The 20,974-nt window shown below is 42.6% G+C and carries 17 protein-coding genes; 13 read left to right on the top strand and 4 right to left on the bottom strand.

Features of this window, described 5'->3' with window-relative positions; all coding sequences use genetic code 11:
* Positions 1–115 precede the first annotated feature (115 nt).
* Together D1367_RS21885 and D1367_RS21880 are read left to right on the top strand one after the other, a co-directional pair.
* Positions 116–970 (top strand): ferritin-like domain-containing protein, encoded by an 855-nt coding sequence (locus D1367_RS21885; protein ID WP_118171618.1) that lies wholly within the window; start codon positions 116–118, stop codon positions 968–970.
* Entirely contained in the window at positions 963–1,643 is a 681-nt protein-coding gene (locus D1367_RS21880) for a 5'-methylthioadenosine/S-adenosylhomocysteine nucleosidase family protein (RefSeq protein ID WP_118168229.1), read from the top strand. The genes D1367_RS21885 and D1367_RS21880 overlap by 8 nt, the downstream gene beginning before the upstream one ends.
* A gap of 233 nt (positions 1,644–1,876) precedes the next feature.
* On the opposite strand, the gene D1367_RS21875 is transcribed toward D1367_RS21880, so the two are convergent.
* On the bottom strand, positions 1,877–2,548 hold the full coding sequence (locus D1367_RS21875; RefSeq protein ID WP_118168228.1) for a SnoaL-like polyketide cyclase: 672 nt from the start codon (positions 2,546–2,548) through the stop codon (positions 1,877–1,879).
* Positions 2,549–3,098: 550 nt separating this feature from the next.
* Between D1367_RS21875 and D1367_RS21870 the strand changes: the two genes are divergently transcribed.
* On the top strand, positions 3,099–4,811 hold the full coding sequence (locus D1367_RS21870; RefSeq protein WP_118168227.1) for a putative bifunctional diguanylate cyclase/phosphodiesterase: 1,713 nt from the start codon (positions 3,099–3,101) through the stop codon (positions 4,809–4,811).
* Between the two features lie 88 nt (positions 4,812–4,899).
* On the opposite strand, the gene D1367_RS31870 is transcribed toward D1367_RS21870, so the two are convergent.
* Positions 4,900–5,052, bottom strand: coding sequence for a hypothetical protein (locus D1367_RS31870; protein ID WP_220450972.1), 153 nt, complete (start codon positions 5,050–5,052; stop codon positions 4,900–4,902).
* 207 nt (positions 5,053–5,259) lie between these two features.
* Here D1367_RS31870 and D1367_RS21865 point away from each other — a divergent pair, with 207 nt between their 5' ends.
* From D1367_RS21865 to D1367_RS21830, 8 genes are all read left to right on the top strand, one after another.
* A complete protein-coding gene (locus tag D1367_RS21865; RefSeq protein WP_118168226.1) occupies positions 5,260–6,405 on the top strand; it encodes a site-2 protease family protein in 1,146 nt (381 codons plus the stop codon).
* An 862-nt stretch (positions 6,406–7,267) separates the two neighbouring features.
* Complete coding sequence (locus D1367_RS21860; RefSeq protein ID WP_118168225.1) at positions 7,268–7,789, top strand: phycocyanin subunit beta; 522 nt, start codon at positions 7,268–7,270, stop codon at positions 7,787–7,789.
* An 89-nt stretch (positions 7,790–7,878) separates the two neighbouring features.
* The gene (gene cpcA / locus D1367_RS21855; RefSeq protein WP_118168224.1) at positions 7,879–8,370 is read left to right on the top strand and encodes a phycocyanin subunit alpha; all 492 of its coding nucleotides are present in this window, start codon (positions 7,879–7,881) and stop codon (positions 8,368–8,370) included.
* Positions 8,371–8,532: 162 nt separating this feature from the next.
* A complete protein-coding gene (locus D1367_RS21850) occupies positions 8,533–9,345 on the top strand; it encodes a phycobilisome linker polypeptide (RefSeq protein WP_118168223.1) in 813 nt (270 codons plus the stop codon).
* 158 nt (positions 9,346–9,503) lie between these two features.
* On the top strand, positions 9,504–10,373 hold the full coding sequence (locus tag D1367_RS21845; RefSeq protein ID WP_118168222.1) for a phycobilisome linker polypeptide: 870 nt from the start codon (positions 9,504–9,506) through the stop codon (positions 10,371–10,373).
* 123 nt (positions 10,374–10,496) lie between these two features.
* Positions 10,497–10,760 carry a phycobilisome linker polypeptide gene (locus tag D1367_RS21840; RefSeq protein ID WP_118168221.1) on the top strand — a complete coding sequence of 88 codons (264 nt, stop codon included), beginning with the start codon at positions 10,497–10,499 and terminating at the stop codon, positions 10,758–10,760.
* Positions 10,735–11,580: a HEAT repeat domain-containing protein gene (locus D1367_RS21835; protein ID WP_118168220.1), complete on the top strand. Its 846-nt coding sequence runs from the start codon at positions 10,735–10,737 to the stop codon at positions 11,578–11,580. Before D1367_RS21840 ends, D1367_RS21835 begins: the two co-directional genes overlap by 26 nt.
* 104 nt (positions 11,581–11,684) lie before the next feature.
* On the top strand, positions 11,685–12,479 hold the full coding sequence (locus tag D1367_RS21830) for a HEAT repeat domain-containing protein (RefSeq protein WP_323808674.1): 795 nt from the start codon (positions 11,685–11,687) through the stop codon (positions 12,477–12,479).
* 1,012 nt (positions 12,480–13,491) lie between these two features.
* Here D1367_RS21830 and D1367_RS21825 read toward each other — a convergent pair.
* A complete protein-coding gene (locus tag D1367_RS21825; protein ID WP_118168219.1) occupies positions 13,492–14,148 on the bottom strand; it encodes an HD domain-containing protein in 657 nt (218 codons plus the stop codon).
* Positions 14,149–14,561: 413 nt separating this feature from the next.
* Between D1367_RS21825 and pruA the strand changes: the two genes are divergently transcribed.
* Complete coding sequence (gene pruA / locus D1367_RS21820) at positions 14,562–17,573, top strand: L-glutamate gamma-semialdehyde dehydrogenase (protein WP_118168218.1); 3,012 nt, start codon at positions 14,562–14,564, stop codon at positions 17,571–17,573.
* 58 nt (positions 17,574–17,631) lie between these two features.
* Entirely contained in the window at positions 17,632–18,075 is a 444-nt protein-coding gene (locus D1367_RS21815; protein ID WP_118168217.1) for a GNAT family N-acetyltransferase, read from the top strand.
* A 522-nt stretch (positions 18,076–18,597) separates the two neighbouring features.
* On the opposite strand, the gene D1367_RS21810 is transcribed toward D1367_RS21815, so the two are convergent.
* Positions 18,598–20,931: a calcium-binding protein gene (locus tag D1367_RS21810; protein WP_118168216.1), complete on the bottom strand. Its 2,334-nt coding sequence runs from the start codon at positions 20,929–20,931 to the stop codon at positions 18,598–18,600.
* Positions 20,932–20,974 lie beyond the last annotated feature (43 nt).

Here is a 20,974-nt window from a genome sequence, read left to right as displayed (position 1 = left end):
AGTCATGCTACAGCAATCACCTTCGGTTTGCGAATTTTTGTTACTACTAAACAGCAATATTACTTATTGTTACTCAGATATGACCCAATCTTTAATACAAAAGGAAACTTCAAAGATGAAACTTGGTTCTGTTGAGCATAAGGAATTATTCTGTCAGAGCTTTATGGAAAGCTACAGGGAATACGATCCTGAGAATCTGCCATGGCCAGATTTGGACGATACAGCCTTGACTTTGCTACGCAGTATTCCCTTCTGGGATAAAGCTTTGGATACAGAGCGACAAGCCGGAGCAGTAGTTAGTGGTTACGCAGCGATGGTGAATGATCCTATTTTACAAAATACGATCGCTCTCCAAGGTAAAGAAGAATTACGCCACGCCCGCTTACTTCAAACATTAATTGACCGTTACGGTATCCAAATACCAAAACGTCAACCTATTGAAGTTCCCCAAAATATTGAGCCAGTCTTTACGCACTTTGGCTTTGAAGAGTGCCTGGATACCTTCTTTGCTTATGGGCTATTTGCGATCGCTCGTGAATCTAATGTGTTTCCTGAGTCAATCTTCACAATCTTTGATCCGATCATTGACGAAGAGACACGCCATATTGTCTTTTTTGTCAACTGGTTTACCTATACACAAATTCATCGTGGTCAGGGATTTACGCCTCTGCGGAGTATCAAAACCCTCTGGTACTACGGCAAGGCACTCAGTAATTTGATTGCCGTCTTTGGCAATGATGACCCTAGTAAGACTGGCTTCGCCGTTACGGGTACTGACGTTTTTAGCAAAGACCTCACAATCGAAAAGTTTCTCAGCATTTGTCTATCAGAAAATCAGCGCCGGATGAGCAAGTATGATCCGCGACTACTGAAACCGCAATTACTACCCAGACTTGCCAGTATCGCCCTCCGCATCCTTGAGTTAATACCCAAACGTAAACTTGAAACTGTCGAGAGGGCTAGTGCCTAATTTTTTGCCCACTACCACAATTCTGGTACCTCAGGGAGCAGAATATAAAGCTGTCTGTCGCGGATTAAGCGGCATTACTGGTTCCATCCCAACGATAGTAGCTATACCTGTTGGGATGAAGCCTTTACTTAAATACCTACAACAAGGACAATTTTTAGCTCCATCCAGAGTGCTGATTATGGGTATATGTGGTAGCTTGAGCGATCGCTATACAGTTGGTGATATTGTCCTGTATGAAGATTGTGTTTATCAAGGGAAGCGGCTAGAGTGCGATCGCACTTTCACAGCACAATTACACTCTGCAATATCAGAAAAAGCCTCATTAGTCAAGTCTATGACAAGCGATCGCGTAATTTCGTCTGCTGCCGAAAAACGCTATTTGGGTGAGACTTTGGCAGCTGATGTTGTTGATATGGAAGCATTTACCGCCCTAGAGTTTTTCAATGCAGATGGAGTTGCAGTGGCAATGCTGCGAGTAGTCAGCGACGATTGTCAGCACAATATCCCCGATCTCACACCAGCAATTAACTCTGATGGCTCCCTAAATCCTTTGCCTTTAGCGATGGCAATGCTTCGACAACCTCTTGCAGCTATTCGGCTGATTCGAGGTTCATTAACAGCATTAAAGGTGTTACAGGAAGTTACAAATCGACTCTTTTCTAGCAATCAATAGGCGACTAGAAGTCGCTACTACACAAACTTTCGTCCACCTCCGTGGACTAATACAAAATCAAAGGTTTGCTAATCTGCGGAGGCAGATTTTGTCTCATGTAGTCAAACTAGTGCGACTTCTATAGCAATCCTAAATCATTCATGAAAAGTTAGATCCCCGACTTCTTTAAGAAGTCGGGGATCTGGACACTGCGAATTTTCACAAATCAGATAGGATTGTTATAGCTGCCAGGGCTACTCCTTTTGGGAATGGAAGGGACAACCCCCTGCGGTTAATTTTTGAAGAAAGACATTATTATCAAAATAATGCTCTAAAGACTCAATCTTTAAATCATCACTCAGGCGAGCAATACTAACTCCTACGATTTCTATTGTTTCTCCTGTGGGTGCATAGTCTTTATAGGAACCATTAAATGTTCCCCAATGTCGCCACTTAAAAGTAACATTAGGTGGCCCCGAAAGAACTTCTGTTAATTCCCAAAGGAAGCCATTAGCAAAAGCATTATGAAAAACCTCAAATGAAGATTCAAAGGTTTCTGTTTCAGAGCTATACTGCTCACTTTCACCCAGGAACAGATTATAAGTACCTTCGACTGCGACATCCTGAGCAGTATATTGTTGTCCTCCATTGGTACTCATCTTAAACTTATCAGTAACAATCGAAAGCCACTGTTGAGGATTAGATTTATTAGAAGCTTCCATCTCAAAATTTCGGACTAAGTTTTGTGCGATTGCTTCTAAAGAACCTTCTGGATGCTGAAATTGACTCTCTTGATGAAGAAATTCATTGGTGTAAGAATAATCCGGGCGTTTTCCTTCTCGCCACTGTACTTCTTCATCATGAGCAATGACTATATCTCTATCTTGTACCCAGAGCGGCAATTCTGTAGTTTTTTCGCTACTCATACAAGTTGACTGGCTATAAACATCGTTTTTCAGAATAAAGTTTTATGGATACAAGTAAATCAAAAAATCTAAAAAAGTAAAAAATATTTATAATTAACTCAATCAACTTGACTTTTTGCACAAATCCGAATAATACCAATTATCTAATAGGCTGCACAAAATTAGGCTTGGCCAGACTTGAAGCTTAACCCAGATTTATCGCAATAAGAGAAGAAAAAGGGGTCAAAAACTGGTTTTGAGCCTCAGTATGCTTTCAAAATTCAAGCCGGAATTTTATATGGTCTTTGATATCACATGAAGACAAACTAATAAATATTAATAGAATATCAGCATTAATCTAGCTACGTATTAATGCTGACATTCCTTATTAAATAAGTTTTACAGAAACTTTATCGTTATATATATCAAGTAGAAAACTAAATTGGGAAGCATAATATATAACCTTATGAGGGTTGGGTTCCACGAGAGCTTATTCCACTAAATTGCGAATTAAAAACACTTTTTGTCAGAATAGCTCGGAACTAATTTGCTCTCCTATCAAAAATTATTTATGAACCTCAATCACAAACTCTACCTCTACTCATTCCTAGCTAATTTAGGATGGCTCAAGAAAAGTTACACCGCTAAAATTATGTTGGTGGCATTTTTGGGCACTCACGTACCACTTTTGACTTTACTTTTGAGTTTCGTCATCTCAAACTCCTATTCTTGGGAGATGGCAGCGCGAGTTATGATTATTGCTCTGTTGGCGACGTTAGCGGGTACAGCCGCCACCCTCTACGCGCTAAACCATCTGCTCAAACCGGTCATTGTGACATCTGCTGCATTGCAACATTATCTGAACACCAAAACTCTACCTGAATTGCCCACAGAATTTGCTGATGAAGCGGGTACATTGATGGCAGATACCTCACGAACTCTTCACAAATTAGATGAGTTAATTCACCACATCACTAATTATGATAACTTGACTGGATTGCCCAATTGTGATTTATTCTGTGATCGCCTCCGTGAAATTTTATCCAAACCTGAAAATAACCAGCGTCTTGTAGCTGTCTTTTTGCTAAGTATTGATGATTTCACTGGTATAAGTCATGGATTGGAGCATAAGGCAATAAATTTGTTGTTAAGAGCAGTTGCCCAGAGGTTATCAACCTGCATAGCACAAACAGATATTCTTGCCCATTTGAGTGGAGATGAATTTGCTCTTGTCCGAATGGAGATTGCTTCTTTTGAAAGTGTGATTAAGCTATCTCAGCTGCTGTTGAGTACCCTGAGCAAACCTTTTTCTATTGAGGGTAACTCGATTCATATCACCGCTAGCATTGGGATAACAATTAATGGCATCAACGATCACAACAGCGTAGAGCAACTCTTGCAACAGGCTCACATAGCGCTTTACCAAGCGAAGCAGCAAGGGCGTAGCCAATACGAATTCTATTCGCCGGAAATTAATGCTCAGTTGCAGAAACGATTGACATTAGAAAATGAATTACATGGGGCGCTTGAGCGTAACGAAATGCTGGTTTATTATCAACCTCTAATTGATTTACATAGCGGACAAATTACAGCTGTGGAAGCGTTGATTCGCTGGCAGCATCCTACTTTAGGTATGATTTCTCCAGCAAAATTTATTCCGATCGCAGAAGCTAATGGTGCGATCGTACCAATTGGCGAATGGGTTTTGCGAACTGCTTGCGCCCAAAACCGTGCTTGGCAGCTTGCTGGATTTACCCCAATTAGGATGTCTGTGAATCTGTCATCTCGACAGTTTGAACAACCCTATCTGGTTGAGGTGATCAACCAAATTCTTGAGGAGACTGAACTCCAAGCATCTGATCTCGAACTGGAAGTAACAGAAAGCTTCTTAATGGGTAACATTGAGCGATCGATTAAAACCTTAAAACAATTACGAGAACTGGGTATATGGTTGGCTCTAGACGACTTCGGCACCGGTTATTCCTCCTTGAGCTACTTGAAGCGCTTTCCTGTGAATATACTGAAGATTGATCAGTCATTTGTGCAGGATCTTATGTCCAATCCTGATAGCGCCGCCGTTACCAATGCCATTATTGCCCTCGCAAAAAGCCTCCGGTTGAGTATCACCGCAGAGGGTGTAGAAACCCAAGAACAGCTTGACTATCTGAAAATGCAGGGATGTGAGGAAGGTCAAGGTTACTACTTCAGTCGTCCTGTCCCTGCTGATATAATTGCCCCGATGTTGCAGAAAATTTCTCAGCAGATGGAGCTTTTAGTTGGGTGAGGAAAAGTCGTTTTGATTCCAAAAATTGGATAACTTATTTTTTGGAGTTCCTTGATAGGATTTCACTTAGGGAACTCCAAAAAATAAATTATTCCACATTCAAGTCGTTGACTGTTGACTGTTGACTGTTGACTGTTGACTGAAAAACTCGTGAACCGTCAACGGTCAACAGTGAACAATAGCAATGGAATATTTTTTTACTTGGAAGTCCCTTAACTTTGATACAAAACGTCGTGTGCAACTTTTTCTTAGCCCCCTTTTTAAGGGGGTTGGGGGATCTAAAGTTTGAGTCACATCACGCGAAGATCCCCTCATGCCAATAACCGCACCTTTACAGACGGACACCACTACCGTCATCAAGATTAAAATCTCTTAACCTTTCGTTACACTGAAGACATCGAGAAGGAAAAAAGTAAACTTCTCAAAGCTGAAATCAAAGGTGAACGACATGAATGGCACAATTCGCGTTGGTAATCTCTTCGGAATTCCCTTCTATATTCATCCGTCATGGTTTTTAGTTCTGGGTTTGGTAACTTGGAGCTATAGCAGTGGACTGGCGGCACAATTTCCCCAATTATCTGCGGGATTAGCTTTGCTACTAGGACTGATGAGTGCGCTGATGTTATTTGCCTCTGTCGTCGCCCATGAATTAGGCCACAGTTTTGTTGCGATTGGTCAGGGAATTGATGTCAAATCTATCACACTATTTATATTTGGCGGTTTAGCTAGCTTAGAAAAAGAGTCGAAAACCCCAGGTGAAGCTTTTTGGGTAGCGATCGCCGGGCCCTTAGTTAGCTTACTACTGTGCGGTATCGTTACAGCTATTGGTGTTACTACTGCTGCATCAGGGCCGTTAGCTGCAATTCTTGGTGTTCTAGCTTCCGTTAACTTAGCATTAGCCCTGTTTAATCTGATTCCTGGCTTACCCTTAGATGGCGGAAATATACTGAAAGCCCTAGTTTGGAAAATCACGGGTAATCCTTATAAAGGTGTGACCTTTGCTAGTCGAGTTGGGCAAATCTTTGGTTGGGTAGCAATTCTTTCAGGTATACTTCCCTTAGTATTATTTGGCAACGCCGGTAACTTCTGGAACTTGTTAATAGGCTTCTTCTTGTTGCAAAATGCTGGTAATGCTGCTCAATTTGCCAGAGTGCAAGAAAAACTCACAGGTTTGACAGCCGAAGATGCTGTAACTCCTGATAGCCCGATTGTATCTGGTAATCTTACCTTGAGAGAGTTTGCCGATGAGCAAGTTATAAGTGGGCAAAACTGGCATCGGTTCTTAGTGACTGATGATGATGGACAATTAGTAGGTGCGATGTCTACGACGGGCTACGCCTACGCAATTGATAATTTACGAACCATCCCAACAGCACTGTGGTCAGAAACTCAAGTAAAAGAAGTCATGCGACCAATTACCGAATCTACCACAGTTCAATCCGATCAACCTCTGCTGGAAGTTATGCAGCTACTCGAACAACAAAAGCTATCTGTGCTTCCCGTGATTCGTAAGAATGGTGTCCTAGTTGGAATCTTAGAAAAAGCTGCTATTATCCAGCTACTTCAAAACCGAACCCAGTCTAATCCTACATAGTTCAACAGACCTCTTGCAATAGAAGGGTTATGAAATCAATTCGCAATTCGTAATGGGCTTCGCCCCGCTACGAAGAGAGCAATTCGCAATTAAACTAAGCCCGACACAACGGGCAGAGGGTTTCAAGCTACCAAGAGAATACAAGGATTTTTTCGCTTGACTTCCGGCGAGGTTTTGAACCCTTACTTTTTCGATAAAAGTTCGTAGTAAGGACTTTAGTCCTTGATTTGAGCGATAAATCGCTCACTACAAACCCTTCATAACTAATGGCACAGACTACTAGTGCTCTGTCTCATTAATTCTGATTGATTAGTTTGTTACCAAAACCCTGTAAAGACGCGAAATTTCCCGTCTCTACAACCCCGCAAAATTAATGGGACAGACCACTAGCGGCAAGAGCCGCAATTGATCTGTATTTCCAGTCGGAGACTGGAAACGAGATTTGAAAAGGGTTTGAGCTTAACCCTGTTTTGTCACTCTCGGAAAACAATAAAGCAATCTGCGATCTTCAATCTCCAATCTTCTCTGTCAATAGCTAAAAGAAATAAATCTGTGAAGTTATGTAAACTAAATTAACAAACATAACAATAATTTGTAATAAATAATGACGCGGCAGCATTGTATAAAGATAACTTAGAAGGAAAAAACAACATCTTAATCAGGTTTTCCAGTCATTCACAGAAGTTTGAAGTTTTTTAACAAAAGTTTTAATCTGAAAGCCTGGAGATCGTAAACTTATTCCGTGGATGTCTGTTTTGAACCTTTCGTAACTCGTCAGGCAGTACTGACATCAAAAACAAACTGAATCATTCAGTTTTGAGTCCAATTATTCTTAACCAAGCAAACTAGGAGATTTAAGGCAATGGTTTTAGATGCATTTGCAAAAGTAGTTTCCCAAGCTGATACACGTGGGGAATATCTCTCCGATGCACAATTGGATGCATTGAGCGAACTAGTCAAAGATGGTAACAAGCGTGCAGATGCTGTTAACCGTATTACCAGCAATGCGTCAGCTCTAGTTGCTGCTGCGGCTCGTGATTTGTGGGCAGAACAACCCCAATTGATCACTCCCGGTGGTAATGCTTACACCAGCCGTCGTGCAGCTGCTTGTATCAGAGATTTGGACATCATTCTTCGCTATATCACTTATGCGATCTTTGCTGGCGATTCCAGCGTGTTAGATGATCGTGCCCTCAATGGTTTGCGGGAAACCTACTTGGCATTGGGAACTCCAGGAGCTTCAGTTGCTGTTGGTATTCAAAAGTTGAAACAAGCTTCTCTGGCTATTGTCAACGATACAAACAACATCACCAGAGGAGATTGCAGCGCTCTATCATCTGAAATAGCTAGCTATTTTGATCGTGCTGCTTCAGCAGTAGCTTAAGGCAGATACTGCTGCTATTGACTGAGATAATCGTCCATTAGGACAAAACAAAATTTCAACAATCAAGTTTGTAAAAGGGAAATACCAAAATGACAAAAACACCTTTAACGGAAGCAATCGCATCGGCTGATTCTCAAGGCCGCTACCTCAGCAGCACCGAAATTCAAGTTGCTTTTGGTCGCTTCCGCCAAGCACCAGCTAGCTTACAAGCAGCAAAAGCATTGAGCGCTAATGCTCAACGCTTGACCGAAGGTGCTGCTCAAGCAGTTTATAGCAAGTTCCCTTACACCACTCAACAACAAGGCCCCAACTTCGCGTCTGATGCACGCGGCAAAGGCAAGTGTGTACGTGATGTCGGCTACTACTTGCGGATTATCACTTATGCTTTAGTTGTTGGTGGCACAGGTCCCTTGGACGATTTCTTGATTTCTGGCTTGGCTGAAATCAACCGGACTTTTGATCTGTCTCCTAGCTGGTACATTGAAGCTCTCAAGTACATCAAAGCTAACCACGGTCTAAGCGGTGACCCAGCTGTTGAAGCCAATTCTTACATCGACTATGTAATCAATACTCTAAGCTAGAGTGTTTCTTTAGCCCGGAGAGAAAATCAGCTCTTATGACAAGTGAGTTCTATGAGTTGTTTACCTCTCCGGGCAGTTTTATATTCAAAAGACTGTTAAAAGACTAGAAAAAATTTTTCTAAAAAGTTTTCAGTTTTGCAGTAAAAACTGAGGAGGGTAAAGATGGCGGCTTTGGGACAAGCAGCAAGATTAGGGATTGGAGAATTTGAAAACTTACCATTAGTAGAACTACGTCCCGATAGAACAGAAGCGGATGTAGCAGTGGTTATCCGGGCGGCTTACCGTCAGGTTATGGGTAATGAATATCTCCTGGAAGGAGAACGTCTTGTCAGTGCAGAATCACTGTTGCAGCAAGGTGGAATCTCAGTTAGGGGATTTGTGCAAGCCATTGCTCAATCGGAACTCTATCGGGATAAGTTTTTCTACTCCAACTCCCAAACTCGGTTTATCGAGTTGAATTATAAACACCTATTGGGGCGGGCCCCGCAAGATGAGTCAGAAATTTCGTACCATGTTGAGCTTTACAACTCACAAGGTTATGAAGCTGAGATTAATTCCTACATTGACTCATTAGAATATCAAGAGAGTTTTGGCGAAAATATTGTGCCCTACTATCGAGGCTTTAAAAGCCAGGTAGGACTGAAAAACGTTAGCTATGGCCGACTGTTTCAACTGTATCGGGGTTACGCCAATAGCGATCGCGCTCAAGGACAAAAACAAGGGCGGCTAACCTGGGAAGTAGCTAAGAATCTAGCTTCACCCATTTACCCAGTCTCTTCGGGAGCCTTAACAGGTCTTTCTACAGGTGGTCGCGGGGAAACATACCGCATCAGAGTGTTACAAGCAGCTTCCCCGAATTCAACTGTAGTGCGGCGTGGTACTGCGGAATTGCTCGTACCATACGAGCAACTTTCTAGTAAATTGCAGCAGTTGAATCGCAAGGGCAGTAAGGTTATTAGCATTACAGCCGTATAAATAGGGAATCGGGAATTAAGGAGGAGTTAGAAGTTGTTAGTTAGGAGCCAGGAGTGAGAAGTAAGGAGTTTTGAATTCCTAACTCTACTCCTCCTCTTAACTCCTAACTCCTAACTCCTAACTTTTCCCAACTACTAACTTACAAAGGAAAATTACCAATGGCTATTACAACAGCAGCTTCCCGTCTGGGAACAGAACCTTTTAGCGATCAGTCTCCTGTGGAATTGCGTGCAAATGCAACCAAAGAAGACATTGAGAGAGTAATTGCTGCCGTCTATCGTCAAGTTTTAGGCAACAACTACATTTTGACATCTGACCGCCTCACAAGTGCTGAATCTATCCTGCGCGATGGGAAAATTACAGTGCAAGAGTTTGTGCGTCAACTAGCTAAATCAGAACTGTACAAATCCAAGTTTTTCTACGACAATTTCCAAACTCGCGTCATCGAACTGAACTATAAACATTTGTTGGGTCGTGCTCCTTATGATGAGTCTGATGTGGTCTATCACCTAGACTTGTACCAAAACAAGGGATATGAAGCCGACATAGATTCTTATATTGATTCGCCAGAGTATCAATCTAACTTTGGTGAAAACATTGTGCCTTACTATCGTGGCTTTAAAACCCAAACAGGACAGAAAACTGTGGGATTTAGCCGGATATTCCAACTTTATCGCGGCTATGCCAGTAGCGATACCTCCCAACTCAAAGGCAAGTCCTCGCGCCTTGCTAGCGAACTCGGTCGTAATAGTGCATCAGTTGTTGTTCCTCCCTCTGGTGGCCCTTCCGGTTTTTCCTACGTTGCTCCTGAAAAAGGCGTTACCCCCAACAGTACTTTCGGTGGTGCAGGAACTTTTGGTCAAGAAGGCAGACTCTACCGCATTGAAGTTGCAGGTGTTTTTGGGGCTGGGTATCCTAGCACACGCCGGGTCAATCAAGCTGTTATTATACCCTATGAAGGACTATCTGCTTACTTCCAGAGAGTGGTAAAACAAGGTGGCAAAATAGCCAGTGTGAAACCACTTTAGTGTCAATAATCATAAGGACAAAGAGAGAAGTCTGAGCGAAGGCTTCCGAGCATTAGAACTTCTCCCAAAGGAAAGACCGCGCGAACTTAGACTAATAACAATTTAGAATTGGGAATTAATTTTATGGTTGGACAAATTAGTAGTAGAACAAGTAGTCGCTACTTTCGGTATGAAGTAGTGGGTCTACGCCAAAGCGAAGAAACCGACAAAACCAATTATCCCATTCGTTCTAGTGCCTCTGTATTTTACACAGTGCCTGAAAACCGGATGAATCAAGAAATGCAGCGCATTACTCGCTTGGGTGGCAAAATAGTCAGCATTCAGCCATTGAACGCTGATACAACACATAGCGAACACAGCCATGAATCCCAGTCTGGAGAACATTAAAGATTTATCCGTGACAGATGACAATGCCGACGGTGGATCTTTAACTGTAGAGCAGGCTCTAGCTAATCTTGAAAGTGCAGATTTAGGTCTGCGGTTTTATGCTGCGTGGTGGTTGGGAAGGTTTCGTATAAGTGAACCAGCTGCGGTTACAGCACTGATCAAAGCCTTAGAGGATGAAGCCGACAGGACACCAGAAGGCGGATATCCTCTACGACGAAACGCAGCTAGAGCCTTAGGGAAACTTGGCGATCGCCAGGCAGTATCACCTTTAATTGGGTGTTTAGACTGCTCAGATTTTTATGTGCGGGAAGCGGCGGCACAATCCTTAGAGATGCTGGGCGATCCGGTTTGTATTCCGGCGCTAATCAAGCTATTAGCAGTAGGTTTGCAGGGAGAGCAGCTTATATCAAAGCAGCCTGATTTATCTCAACCCTACGACGCTATCTTAGAAGCCTTGGGAACATTGAGAGTGACTGAGTTTGCCCCTATGGTAAAGGCATTCTTAGAGCATCCAATAGAATTGGTGCAATATTCGGCTGCACGAGCCATGTATCAATTAACCCAAGAACCAGTTTATGGAGAACGACTGGTAAAAGCTCTCGGGGGAGAGAAATTGCAATTGCGTCGAGCAGTGTTAGCAGATTTGGGAGCGATTGGATATCTACCCGCAGCAGATGCGATCGCACAGACTCTTGCTGAAAATAGTCTAAAGCTAATTTCTCTTAAAGGATTACTAGAACATCAAGTAAATCACATAACACCAAGCACTTTCTCTGAAGGTGCGATTAAAGTGATGAATTTGATGGACTCGCTGTTGTAGTCATAAATTCTAGATAATCAGTTGTTATTAATACGTTATAACCAAATCTTTACCACACATAAACCCCCAAGCTAACTGTAAAATCAGGGCTAGGGGGTTTATGTATGATGGCAACTACGGATACCTTAAGCTACAATTGGCTGACGACAAATTACTCAAGAGAAATTATTATGAATAACAGCGATCTGGCCCAAATATTGATCCGTGCTGTAGAAGAAGCAGATTCCTCGGATCGTTTATTAGACGCAGTTCAGGAGTTAGCAGCAGCTGGTATAGAAGAAGCTGTTCCTTGTCTAATTGCAGCTTTGGGCTATAACAATCCAGGGGCGGCGGTGGCGGCGGTAGATGGGCTGATTGCGATCGGGGAAGCCGCAGTGCAGCCATTATTGCAGCTAATTGATGGCTACAACTATGGTGCTAGAGCCTGGGCTATTCGTGCCTTAGCGGGAATTGGCGATGTCCGGGCGCTGGATACCTTGTTAGAGGCAGCAAAAACCGATTTTTCCCTGAGTGTGCGGCGGGCAGCTGCTAGGGGATTAGGCACTTTGCGCTGGCAGCAAGTACCGCCGGAGAAACTAGAATCTATTCAGACTCAGGTATTAGAGGCGCTATTACTAATTTCTCAAGATCCAGAGTGGGTAGTGCGCTATGCGGCAGTGACAAGTTTAGAAACACTAGCGATCGCCATAGCAGCTACTTTACCCGATCAAGCGTCGCGGATTACAAATCAACTTCAGCAAATGCTTGATACAGACGTTGATCTCGGAGTTCGTACCCGTGTCAAGTTTGCACAGGAAAAAATTCAGCCGCAACAGCCGCAACAACATCAAGAAGTCTTTGCACCTAAAATAAAGCTACAAGACACTGAAGTACCTCATCGTGGGGGTAGCAGACGTTAATTAATTGATAAGAGGCAGGGGGCAGGGGAAAAGCTACAAACCTTGCCCCTTATGGGTAAAAGCCTCTCTGCTCTCAATACGGTTCGGATAAGATCCCCCCGCCTGTGGCGACCCCCTTAGAAAGGGGGTAATAAGAATAAAATTAAAAAATAACTCCAATGTAGGTTGGGTTGAGGAACGAAACCCAACATAATCAAGGCTTTGTTGGATAACACTTACAGAAGTTTTCATGTATTTGAACCACATCTGTTGTAGGGGCACAGCAATGCTCATAGGTGTCAACTTAACGTGAAAGCCATGTCCCGCAAGGAACTGAAGTTCCTTGCTAATAGCTCAAGTCTTCTATTGATGACTAAATAATCTGAAAAATCTTTAGTCTACTTTAGTAGACTTTAGCTATTAGCCTAGAACTTTAGTTCGAGGCGGGCGAGTCAGCTAAGAGTTAAGCTACTTTTTGCTTAAGTTGACACCAATGAGCAATGCTGTGCCTCTACCGCGTGGTCTATTTACCTGAAAATAGCTTTAAAAGGGAACAGGGAACAGGCAAGAGGGAACAGGGAAATCCCCATAATTAAAATTAGGGGATTTGTACAAGGACGTATTTTTTCTTGCGCTGCGCGTCCCCTTAAAAAATGTTTTTATTTTTTTTCATAAATAAATTTAGGGGCTTTAGACCCAAAATTCGGGCAGGTTTTCAAAGCTGTTCCCTGTTCCCTCTTAAGAGTTCCCTGCCCGAAGGGCTTGGTAAGTTCCAGGACTTACGCACTGTACAAAATAACTATCTTGTGTACCAACGTAAATACGTTGTTTCAGGCTTTTGTCTATCACCCTTGATTGGGCGCGATCGCCAAAATATCATTGAAAAATCTAGCTATAAGCCTTGAAAATTATACCTGCTATTTTGGCTTTTCTGTCAATGCGTAAGTCCTAAGTTCAACCCAACCTACAAATCTTCAAAACCTATGCAGTATTGTCCTCAATGGCTATCAAGACTCCCAAGCCAAACAGTTAATTACCAAATTCCTTCATATAAAGACTGAATTTCTCCCTGGATATTGCCACGGGCACATGGTTCAGCGAACTCTGACATTAAAGGGGTAAAGTAGATATGCGATCGCTGTAAAAATCGTTCTAAAACCTGCTGACGACCTGTGATATAATCCGCCTCTGCCATCCAGCCATATTCCTGGCGAATAGCATAGGCGTATTCTCCATACTGCACTGGGTTAGTAGCCAAAATCGCTAAATCTGCATCAAGTAGAACTTGGCTATCATAGTCATCCACCGCAGCTTGGTGGTCTTTAGTATTCAGAATCAGACGGGTAACAGTAACTATAGTACTTTCTGGAATACCCAAATTACTCAGTAGATCAAAAGCATAGTCTGCACTTCGTTGTTCATTATCTTGAGCTTGAGTGTCATACACTACATCATGAAACCAGGCAGCTAGTTGAACAGCAGCCAGATTGGTAGTGTAGCCTTGCAAAATCTGAATTGTGCTGAAAACGCGATCGATGTGTTTCAGTGTATGGTAGTAGCGACCAGGGGTAGAGTAAGCTGCAACCAAGGGATTAAAAGCTTTCTCAGCCGCTACCTGGTCAACACCAAAGGGTTGGAGTGTGTGTTGCCAGTTAGAAAATAAGATATGCGTGAGGTTTTCTGTAGGCATAAACGTAGTATCCACACTCTTAGTATGACTGAGCTAGTCTCTTGTGTTGCAACATCTGTCAATCAAGTTAGAAATAGATCAACAAAAGGATAACATTTGTTATTGAATTGGGCATTGGGCACTTGTACTGAGCGACTTGTGCCGAGCGTACCCCTGCTCTTAAACAAGCTACGCGTAGCGTCTCCAAGAGTTGCCGAGGTAAGTCGAAGTATTGGGCATTGGGCACTTGTACTGAGCGAAGTCGAAGTATTGGGGAAAGAATTCTTATAACTCCAAACTCCTAACTCCAAACTCCTAACTCCCCACTCCTAACTCCCCACTCCCCACTCCCCACTAGATATATGAAAGCGTCAAAATAGAAGACACAGGCTTTGTACAAAAAGCCTTGCCTTGATTAACGGAGTTCATTATCAGTGGTATTACAAGTAGAAACAAGCACCTACGAAGCTAAAACCCAAGAAATTGCTAAACAACTTCTAGCAGCAACGCAGGAAAATCGTTCGTTTTTTTCTTCCCTGCGGGATCAAATGCGCTGGGATGATAAATTACTCGCTTGGGCGATGAGTAATCCTGGGTTGCGGGTGCAACTATTTCGCTTTATAGATACGCTACCTGCTTTACACAGTAAATCAGAAATTGCCTCACATTTACAAGAATATTTAGGCGATGAATCTGTAGAATTACCGGCAGCTTTGAAGGGGATGCTAAACTTTGCTAACCCAGACTCGATGCCAGGACAAGTTGCTGCGACAACCGTTGGTACAGCCGTTGAAACTCTTGCTCATAAATATATTTCTGGGGAAAATATTAAACAAGTCATCAAAACAGTTGAACGACTACGAAAAGAGAAAATGGCTTTCACCATCGATTTACTTGGTGAAGCAGTAATTACCGAAGCCGAAGCGCAGTCTTATCTAGAACGCTATCTAGAATTAATGCAACAATTGGTGGAAGCATCGAAGAATTGGGCAGCTATCCCGGCTATTGATGAAGCTGATGGCGAAGCAATCTCAAAAGTTCAGGTTTCTGTTAAATTAACGGCGTTTTATTCCCAATTTGACCCATTAGATGCTAAGGGTAGTGAGGAGAGAGTTAGCGATCGCATTCGTATTCTCTTACGTCGTGCTAAAGAATTAGGCGCATCTGTCCATTTTGATATGGAACAGTATGCCTACAAGGATATAACTCTTAGCATCCTGAAAAAACTGCTCTTAGAAGAAGAGTTTCGGCAACGCACAGACATTGGCATAACTATTCAAGCATATCTGCGTGATAGTGAGCAAGATACCAAAGACGTAATTTATTGGTTAAAAGAACGCGGCTATCCCCTAACAATCCGCTTGGTGAAAGGCGCATATTGGGATCAGGAAACTATCAAAGCAGCCCAAAAGCATTGGCCACAGCCAGTTTACAACGACAAAGCCGCAACTGATGCTAACTTTGAAACCATCACTCAATTGTTGCTAGAAAATCATCAATATGTGTATTCTGCCATTGGTAGCCATAATGTGCGATCGCACTCTCGCGCCATTGCCATAGCTGAAAGTTTAAATGTCCCCCGCCGTCGCTTTGAATTGCAAGTCCTCTACGGTATGGGCGATAAAGTTGCCAAGGCGTTGGTTGACAGGGGTTATCGAGTCAGAGTTTACTGTCCTTATGGTGAATTATTACCTGGAATGGCGTATTTAATTCGGCGGTTGTTAGAAAATACCGCCAATAGTTCTTTTTTACGCCAAAATCTCGAAAATCGACCGATTGAAGAATTATTAGCACCGCCAATCGTCAAAGAGGAGAAAAACTCTTTAACTCCTAACGAACAGACGCGATTAATCGCGTCTCTACAAACTCCTAACTCTGATTTCCTCGGTGCTGCTGATACTGATTACGCCCAGGAAGAGGTGAGAACAAAGGCGGCGCAAGCTTTCCAAAGCGTTCGCCAACAGTTGGGTAAAACTTATTTACCCCTAATTAATGGCGAGTATGTTAATCCACCGGAATTTGTTGATTCTCTCAATCCTTCTAATTTCAGTGAGGTAGTTGGTAAAGTTGGGTTAATTAGCGTTGAACAAGCAGAACAGGCGATGCAAGCTGCTAAAGCGGCGTTTCCTGGTTGGAAAAAAACACCAGCGAAACAACGCGCTGATATTTTGCGGAAAGCTGGTGATTTGATGGAACTCCGCCGCGCTGAACTTTCAGCTTGGATAGTTTTGGAAGTTGGGAAACCAGTTAAGGAAGCTGATGGAGAGGTTTCGGAAGCGATAGATTTTTGTCGGTACTACGCTGATGAGATAGAACGGTTAGATAAAGGTGTGAATTACGACATACCTGGCGAAACTAATCGTTATATTTACCAGCCACGAGGAATTATTGTGGTAATTTCTCCTTGGAATTTTCCGCTAGCGATCGCTTGTGGAATGACTGTTGCAGCTTTGGTTTCAGGCAATTGTACTCTCCTAAAACCTGCGGAAACATCTTCTGTAATTGCAGCAAAATTCACAGAAATCTTGGTAGATGCTGGTTTTCCCAAAGGTGTATTTCAATACGTACCTGGCAAGGGTTCGCAAGTCGGCGCTTATTTAGTAAATCATCCAGATACTCATGTAATTGCTTTTACAGGTTCCCAAGAAGTCGGCTGTAGAATTTACGCAGAGGCGGCAATCTTAAAACCCGGACAAAAGCACATGAAACGGGTGATTGCGGAAATGGGTGGCAAGAATGCCATTATTGTCGATGAAAGTGCTGATTTAGACCAAGCTGTTGTGGGGGTTGTGCAGTCAGCATTTGGTTACAGTGGACAAAAATGTTCTGCTGCTTCCAGGGTGATTGTACTGCAACCGATTTATGATGCCTTTGTGCAACGGTTGGTAGAAGCGACAAAATCCTTGAACATTGGGGAAGCAGAGTTACCAAGTACACAAGTTGGGCCAGTAATTGATGCTAATGCCCGCGATCGCATCCGTGAGTATATTGAGAAGGGTAAGGCAGAAGCACAATTAGCCTTGGAATTACCAGCACCCGAACAAGGATATTTTATCGGCCCAGTCATCTTTAGTGAAGTATCGCCAAATGCGGTAATTTCCCAGGAAGAAATTTTTGGCCCGGTGCTGGCGGTAATTAGAGTCAAAGATTTCCAAGAAGCCTTAGCAGTCGCCAACGGTACAAACTACGCCTTAACTGGAGGACTTTATTCTAGAACACCTTCGCACATTCAGCAGGCGCAGGTAGAATTTGAAGTTGGGAATTTGTACATTAACCGTAATATTACAGGAGCGATCGTTGGGCGGCAACCCTTTGGTGGATTCAAACTTTCTGGAGTAGGTTCTAAAGCAGGCGGCCCTGATTACCTTCTGCAATTCCTCGAACCACGCGCGGTAACAGAAAATATTCAACGTCAAGGTTTTGCACCAATTGAAGGTGCAGATTAAAGCTTGTAGGGTGGGCAATGCCCACCTTTTTTTATATACTAAATACAGAAATAATTTGATGAGTAATTTAGTCATAAAAGTTGCTGATTTACCTGAAGAATTTCCAGCGATCGCAGCAATTAGAAAATCAGTTTTTCAGGAAGAACAAGGGGTAGATCCCGCTTTAGAGTTTGATGGCAAAGATGAAATATCTCAGCATTTGATTGCTTATTTAGATCAGAAAGCTGTGGGTACTACCAGAATTAGATATTTGGATGATAAAACTGCCAAAATAGAAAGACTTGCTGTTTTGTCTCCAGCTAGAGGGCAGGGTATTGGTAAGAAAATTATGATTGAGGCACTAGAGGTTATAGCTAATAAAAATATTCCAGAAGTTGTAATCCATGCCCAAGAGTATGTAAAAGTTTTGTACAAAAAATTGGACTTTGTAGAAGAAGGAGAAATATTTGAAGAAGCTGGGATTCCCCATGTGATAATGAGAAAATTTTTCCAATTAGAATGATTTAGGATTGCTAAATTGATTGGTTAGTGAACACGATTTTCATTAATACTAGGACTTACGCACTGTACAAATGCATCATAATGTGAATTAACTAAAATGGGTTCTTTCAGGCTTTTCGTAATTATCCTGCCATCGTAAATGCTGTAGGGGCACAGCATTGCTCATTGGTGTCAAATTAAGGTGAAAGCCATCTTAGAACAAGCTTTTAGATATGTCTCGTTCCCCTGCTCCGACTGGGAATGCCCGTCGTTGAGGCTCCGCCTCTAGACTTGCGGCAGAGGCGCAATTGAAGTGCATTTCCAGCCCAGAGGCTGGAAACGAGATTTGAAAAGACTTTTAGCTTAAGTTGACACTTATGAGCATTGCTGTGCCCTTACGAAAGATGTGGTTTTTAAACTTGATATATATTTTATATTTGGTATTTCTTGTCAATGCGTAAGTCCTAAATACTATCGAATGCGAGGTGCTATTTATAGACATCTCGCATTTTCAGAATTTATTATTTTTATCTGGCTAGAATAATCAATATTCAGCAGTCACATAAAAAACTTTTTCGCTTAGTGACACTCCACCAAATAATTGTGCAAATTTTACCTGAGTAAACGCATCTGCACTGCCATCTTGATCAAAGTACAATGCACCTGTACTGTTATCATAAATAAATCGTTGAGCGATCGTTGTTGCAGATGTTCCAAGGGTAAACTGATTCGCTGAGAGTACACCTATTGATAATTGCCCACCAAAACCAGCAGCCCGTATCTCAATATATTCATTAGTTGCGTTGGACTCATAAGGACTATCAACGCCTTCATTCGTTGCGTTATTGAAGTCATAAATACGATCAACGCCTTCATTGTAACTATTGAAAACAAAGGTATCAGCACCATTCCCACCATAGAGGGCATCATTACCTTTTCCACCTATCAGAATATCACTGCCAGCGCCACCGTTGAGGGTGTTATTGCCTGAGGCTGCAAGGGCAGAGAGAAAATCATTGCCATTGCCCCCAGAGAGTAGATTATCGCCTCTTGAATTGTCAACCTTCAAGGTATCTTTACCAGCACCACCGTTGAGGGTGTTATTGCCTTTTGAAGTGCCAACGGCAGAGAGATAATCATTGCCATTCCCGCCATTGAGTAGGTTATCGATTGTTGAATTGTCAGCCTTCAAGGTGTCGTTACCAGAACCACCGTTGAGGGTGTTATCGCCTGTTGAAGTATCAACGGCAGAGAGGTAATCATTGCCATTCCCGCCATCAAGTAGGTTATCACCTTCTGAGATGTCAGCATTCAAGGTATCGTTACCAGCACCACCTTTAAGGGTGTTATTCCCTGACGCAGTAAGATTGTATCCTACCTCGTCGCCGAAGTAGCCAGAGGCAGAGAGATAATCATCGTCATCGCCTCCAGAGAGCAGGTTATCGCCTTCTGAAATATCAACATTCAAGGTATCGTTACCAGTACCACCGTTGAGGATGTTATTACCAACAACTTTATAGATTCCTAAGAAGCTTTCAAATTCACCAGAGGCAAAAAGAGAATCATTACCATCGCCTCCTGAGAGGAGGTTATCGCCTGTTCCCTGAACATCTAAGATATCGTTACCATCGCCACCGTTGAGCGTGTTATTACCTGAGGAGTCAGAGAAGCCTATTCTACCGTAGTCGCAAGAGGCAGAGAGATAATCATTGCCATCGTTCCCAGAGAGTAAGTTATCGCCTCTCGAACCATTAGCATCTAAGGTATCGTTACCAGTACCACCGTTGAGGGTGTTATTGCCAACAATGTAATATACAAATGAGCCGTCGAATTTGCGGTAGCCAGAGGCGCTAAGAGAATCATTGCCATCGCCCCCAGAGAGTAGGTTATCACCTGTTGAACCTTTAACATCCAAGGTATCGTTACCATCGCCACCTTTGAGAGTGTTATTGCCTGAGGTGAAATAGATGGTTTCTGCAAAATAGCCGAATTCTTCAAAAGAGAAATAGTGAGAGGCACTAAGAGAATCATTACCATCGCCCCCAGAGAGTAGGTTATCACCTGCTGAACCGTAAACATTTAAGGTATCCTTACCAGCGCCACCTTTGAGGGTATCATTGCCCACACCACCAATCAGAGTATCATTGCCCGTACCACCAAGCAGCAGGTCGTTACCAGTATTACCTTTGAGGGAATCATCACCCACATCACCCATGAGAGTATCATTTCCCGCACCACCGCGCAGCAGGTCGTTGCCACTCAAGCCATTGATGCTATCATTACCGCCCTGGCCATTGATGACATCATTTGAGTTATCAAAGCCGATGACATAGTTATTCAGGTCGTTAAAAAAGGTGACTGTGTTCTTATTAAATGGGTTCTGTTGGGTAGAGTTGGCATTAACGACATCAAAGCTGTCCTTGATGCTGGTTTGTCCATAAAACAGGATATTGCCCAGAGTTGATAGATTATCTAGGTTTTCCAGGGTAAAATTTTGCAGGGTGACTATTGGCTTCTCAAATAAAAAGGGACTTATATCTTGTGAGTCGTAATCCGTCCCAATTACCTCTCCATCATCAGTTATGTCTCCATCAAAGCTAATTTCCAGATTGTTACCATTCTGTGTAAGTAGGAGATTTCGGGCAGTAAAGCCAATGTCTTGAAATATCAACGTATCAACTTCGGTAATGACTGCTGCCGATGGATTTGGACTTGTACCAATACCACTGAAATCAGTGATATTGTACATGTACATGTTGTAATATAATGTGTAAATAAATTTATCTTGCCCACCTCCACCAGTGAGTGTGTCATTAGTGCCATCATACTGGCTAACCACTAACGTATCATTACCTTTAGTTCCAATGATATTTGCCATAATTTTTACCTTCTTGAATAGAATATTTTTGGAGTAACTTCAG

Origin of the sequence: Nostoc sphaeroides (assembly GCF_003443655.1) — a bacterium.
GTDB classification, from domain to species: Bacteria; Cyanobacteriota; Cyanobacteriia; order Cyanobacteriales; family Nostocaceae; genus Nostoc; species Nostoc sphaeroides.
The sequence above is the reverse complement of the archived record's forward strand: the minus strand, read 5'-3'. Positions and strand labels throughout refer to the sequence as shown.

Coding starts and splice junctions, on each gene's coding strand:
- D1367_RS21825 (WP_118168219.1), bottom strand. CDS start 14,148: ATGCCTACAGAAAACCTCACGCATATCTTATTTTCTAACTGGCAACAC.
- D1367_RS21830 (WP_323808674.1), top strand. CDS start 11,685: ATGATGGCAACTACGGATACCTTAAGCTACAATTGGCTGACGACAAAT.
- D1367_RS21860 (WP_118168225.1), top strand. CDS start 7,268: ATGGTTTTAGATGCATTTGCAAAAGTAGTTTCCCAAGCTGATACACGT.
- D1367_RS21885 (WP_118171618.1), top strand. CDS start 116: ATGAAACTTGGTTCTGTTGAGCATAAGGAATTATTCTGTCAGAGCTTT.
- D1367_RS21815 (WP_118168217.1), top strand. CDS start 17,632: ATGAGTAATTTAGTCATAAAAGTTGCTGATTTACCTGAAGAATTTCCA.
- cpcA (WP_118168224.1), top strand. CDS start 7,879: ATGACAAAAACACCTTTAACGGAAGCAATCGCATCGGCTGATTCTCAA.
- D1367_RS21870 (WP_118168227.1), top strand. CDS start 3,099: ATGAACCTCAATCACAAACTCTACCTCTACTCATTCCTAGCTAATTTA.
- D1367_RS21840 (WP_118168221.1), top strand. CDS start 10,497: ATGGTTGGACAAATTAGTAGTAGAACAAGTAGTCGCTACTTTCGGTAT.
- D1367_RS21845 (WP_118168222.1), top strand. CDS start 9,504: ATGGCTATTACAACAGCAGCTTCCCGTCTGGGAACAGAACCTTTTAGC.
- D1367_RS21865 (WP_118168226.1), top strand. CDS start 5,260: ATGAATGGCACAATTCGCGTTGGTAATCTCTTCGGAATTCCCTTCTAT.
- D1367_RS21835 (WP_118168220.1), top strand. CDS start 10,735: ATGAATCCCAGTCTGGAGAACATTAAAGATTTATCCGTGACAGATGAC.
- D1367_RS21875 (WP_118168228.1), bottom strand. CDS start 2,548: ATGAGTAGCGAAAAAACTACAGAATTGCCGCTCTGGGTACAAGATAGA.
- D1367_RS21810 (WP_118168216.1), bottom strand. CDS start 20,931: ATGGCAAATATCATTGGAACTAAAGGTAATGATACGTTAGTGGTTAGC.
- D1367_RS21850 (WP_118168223.1), top strand. CDS start 8,533: ATGGCGGCTTTGGGACAAGCAGCAAGATTAGGGATTGGAGAATTTGAA.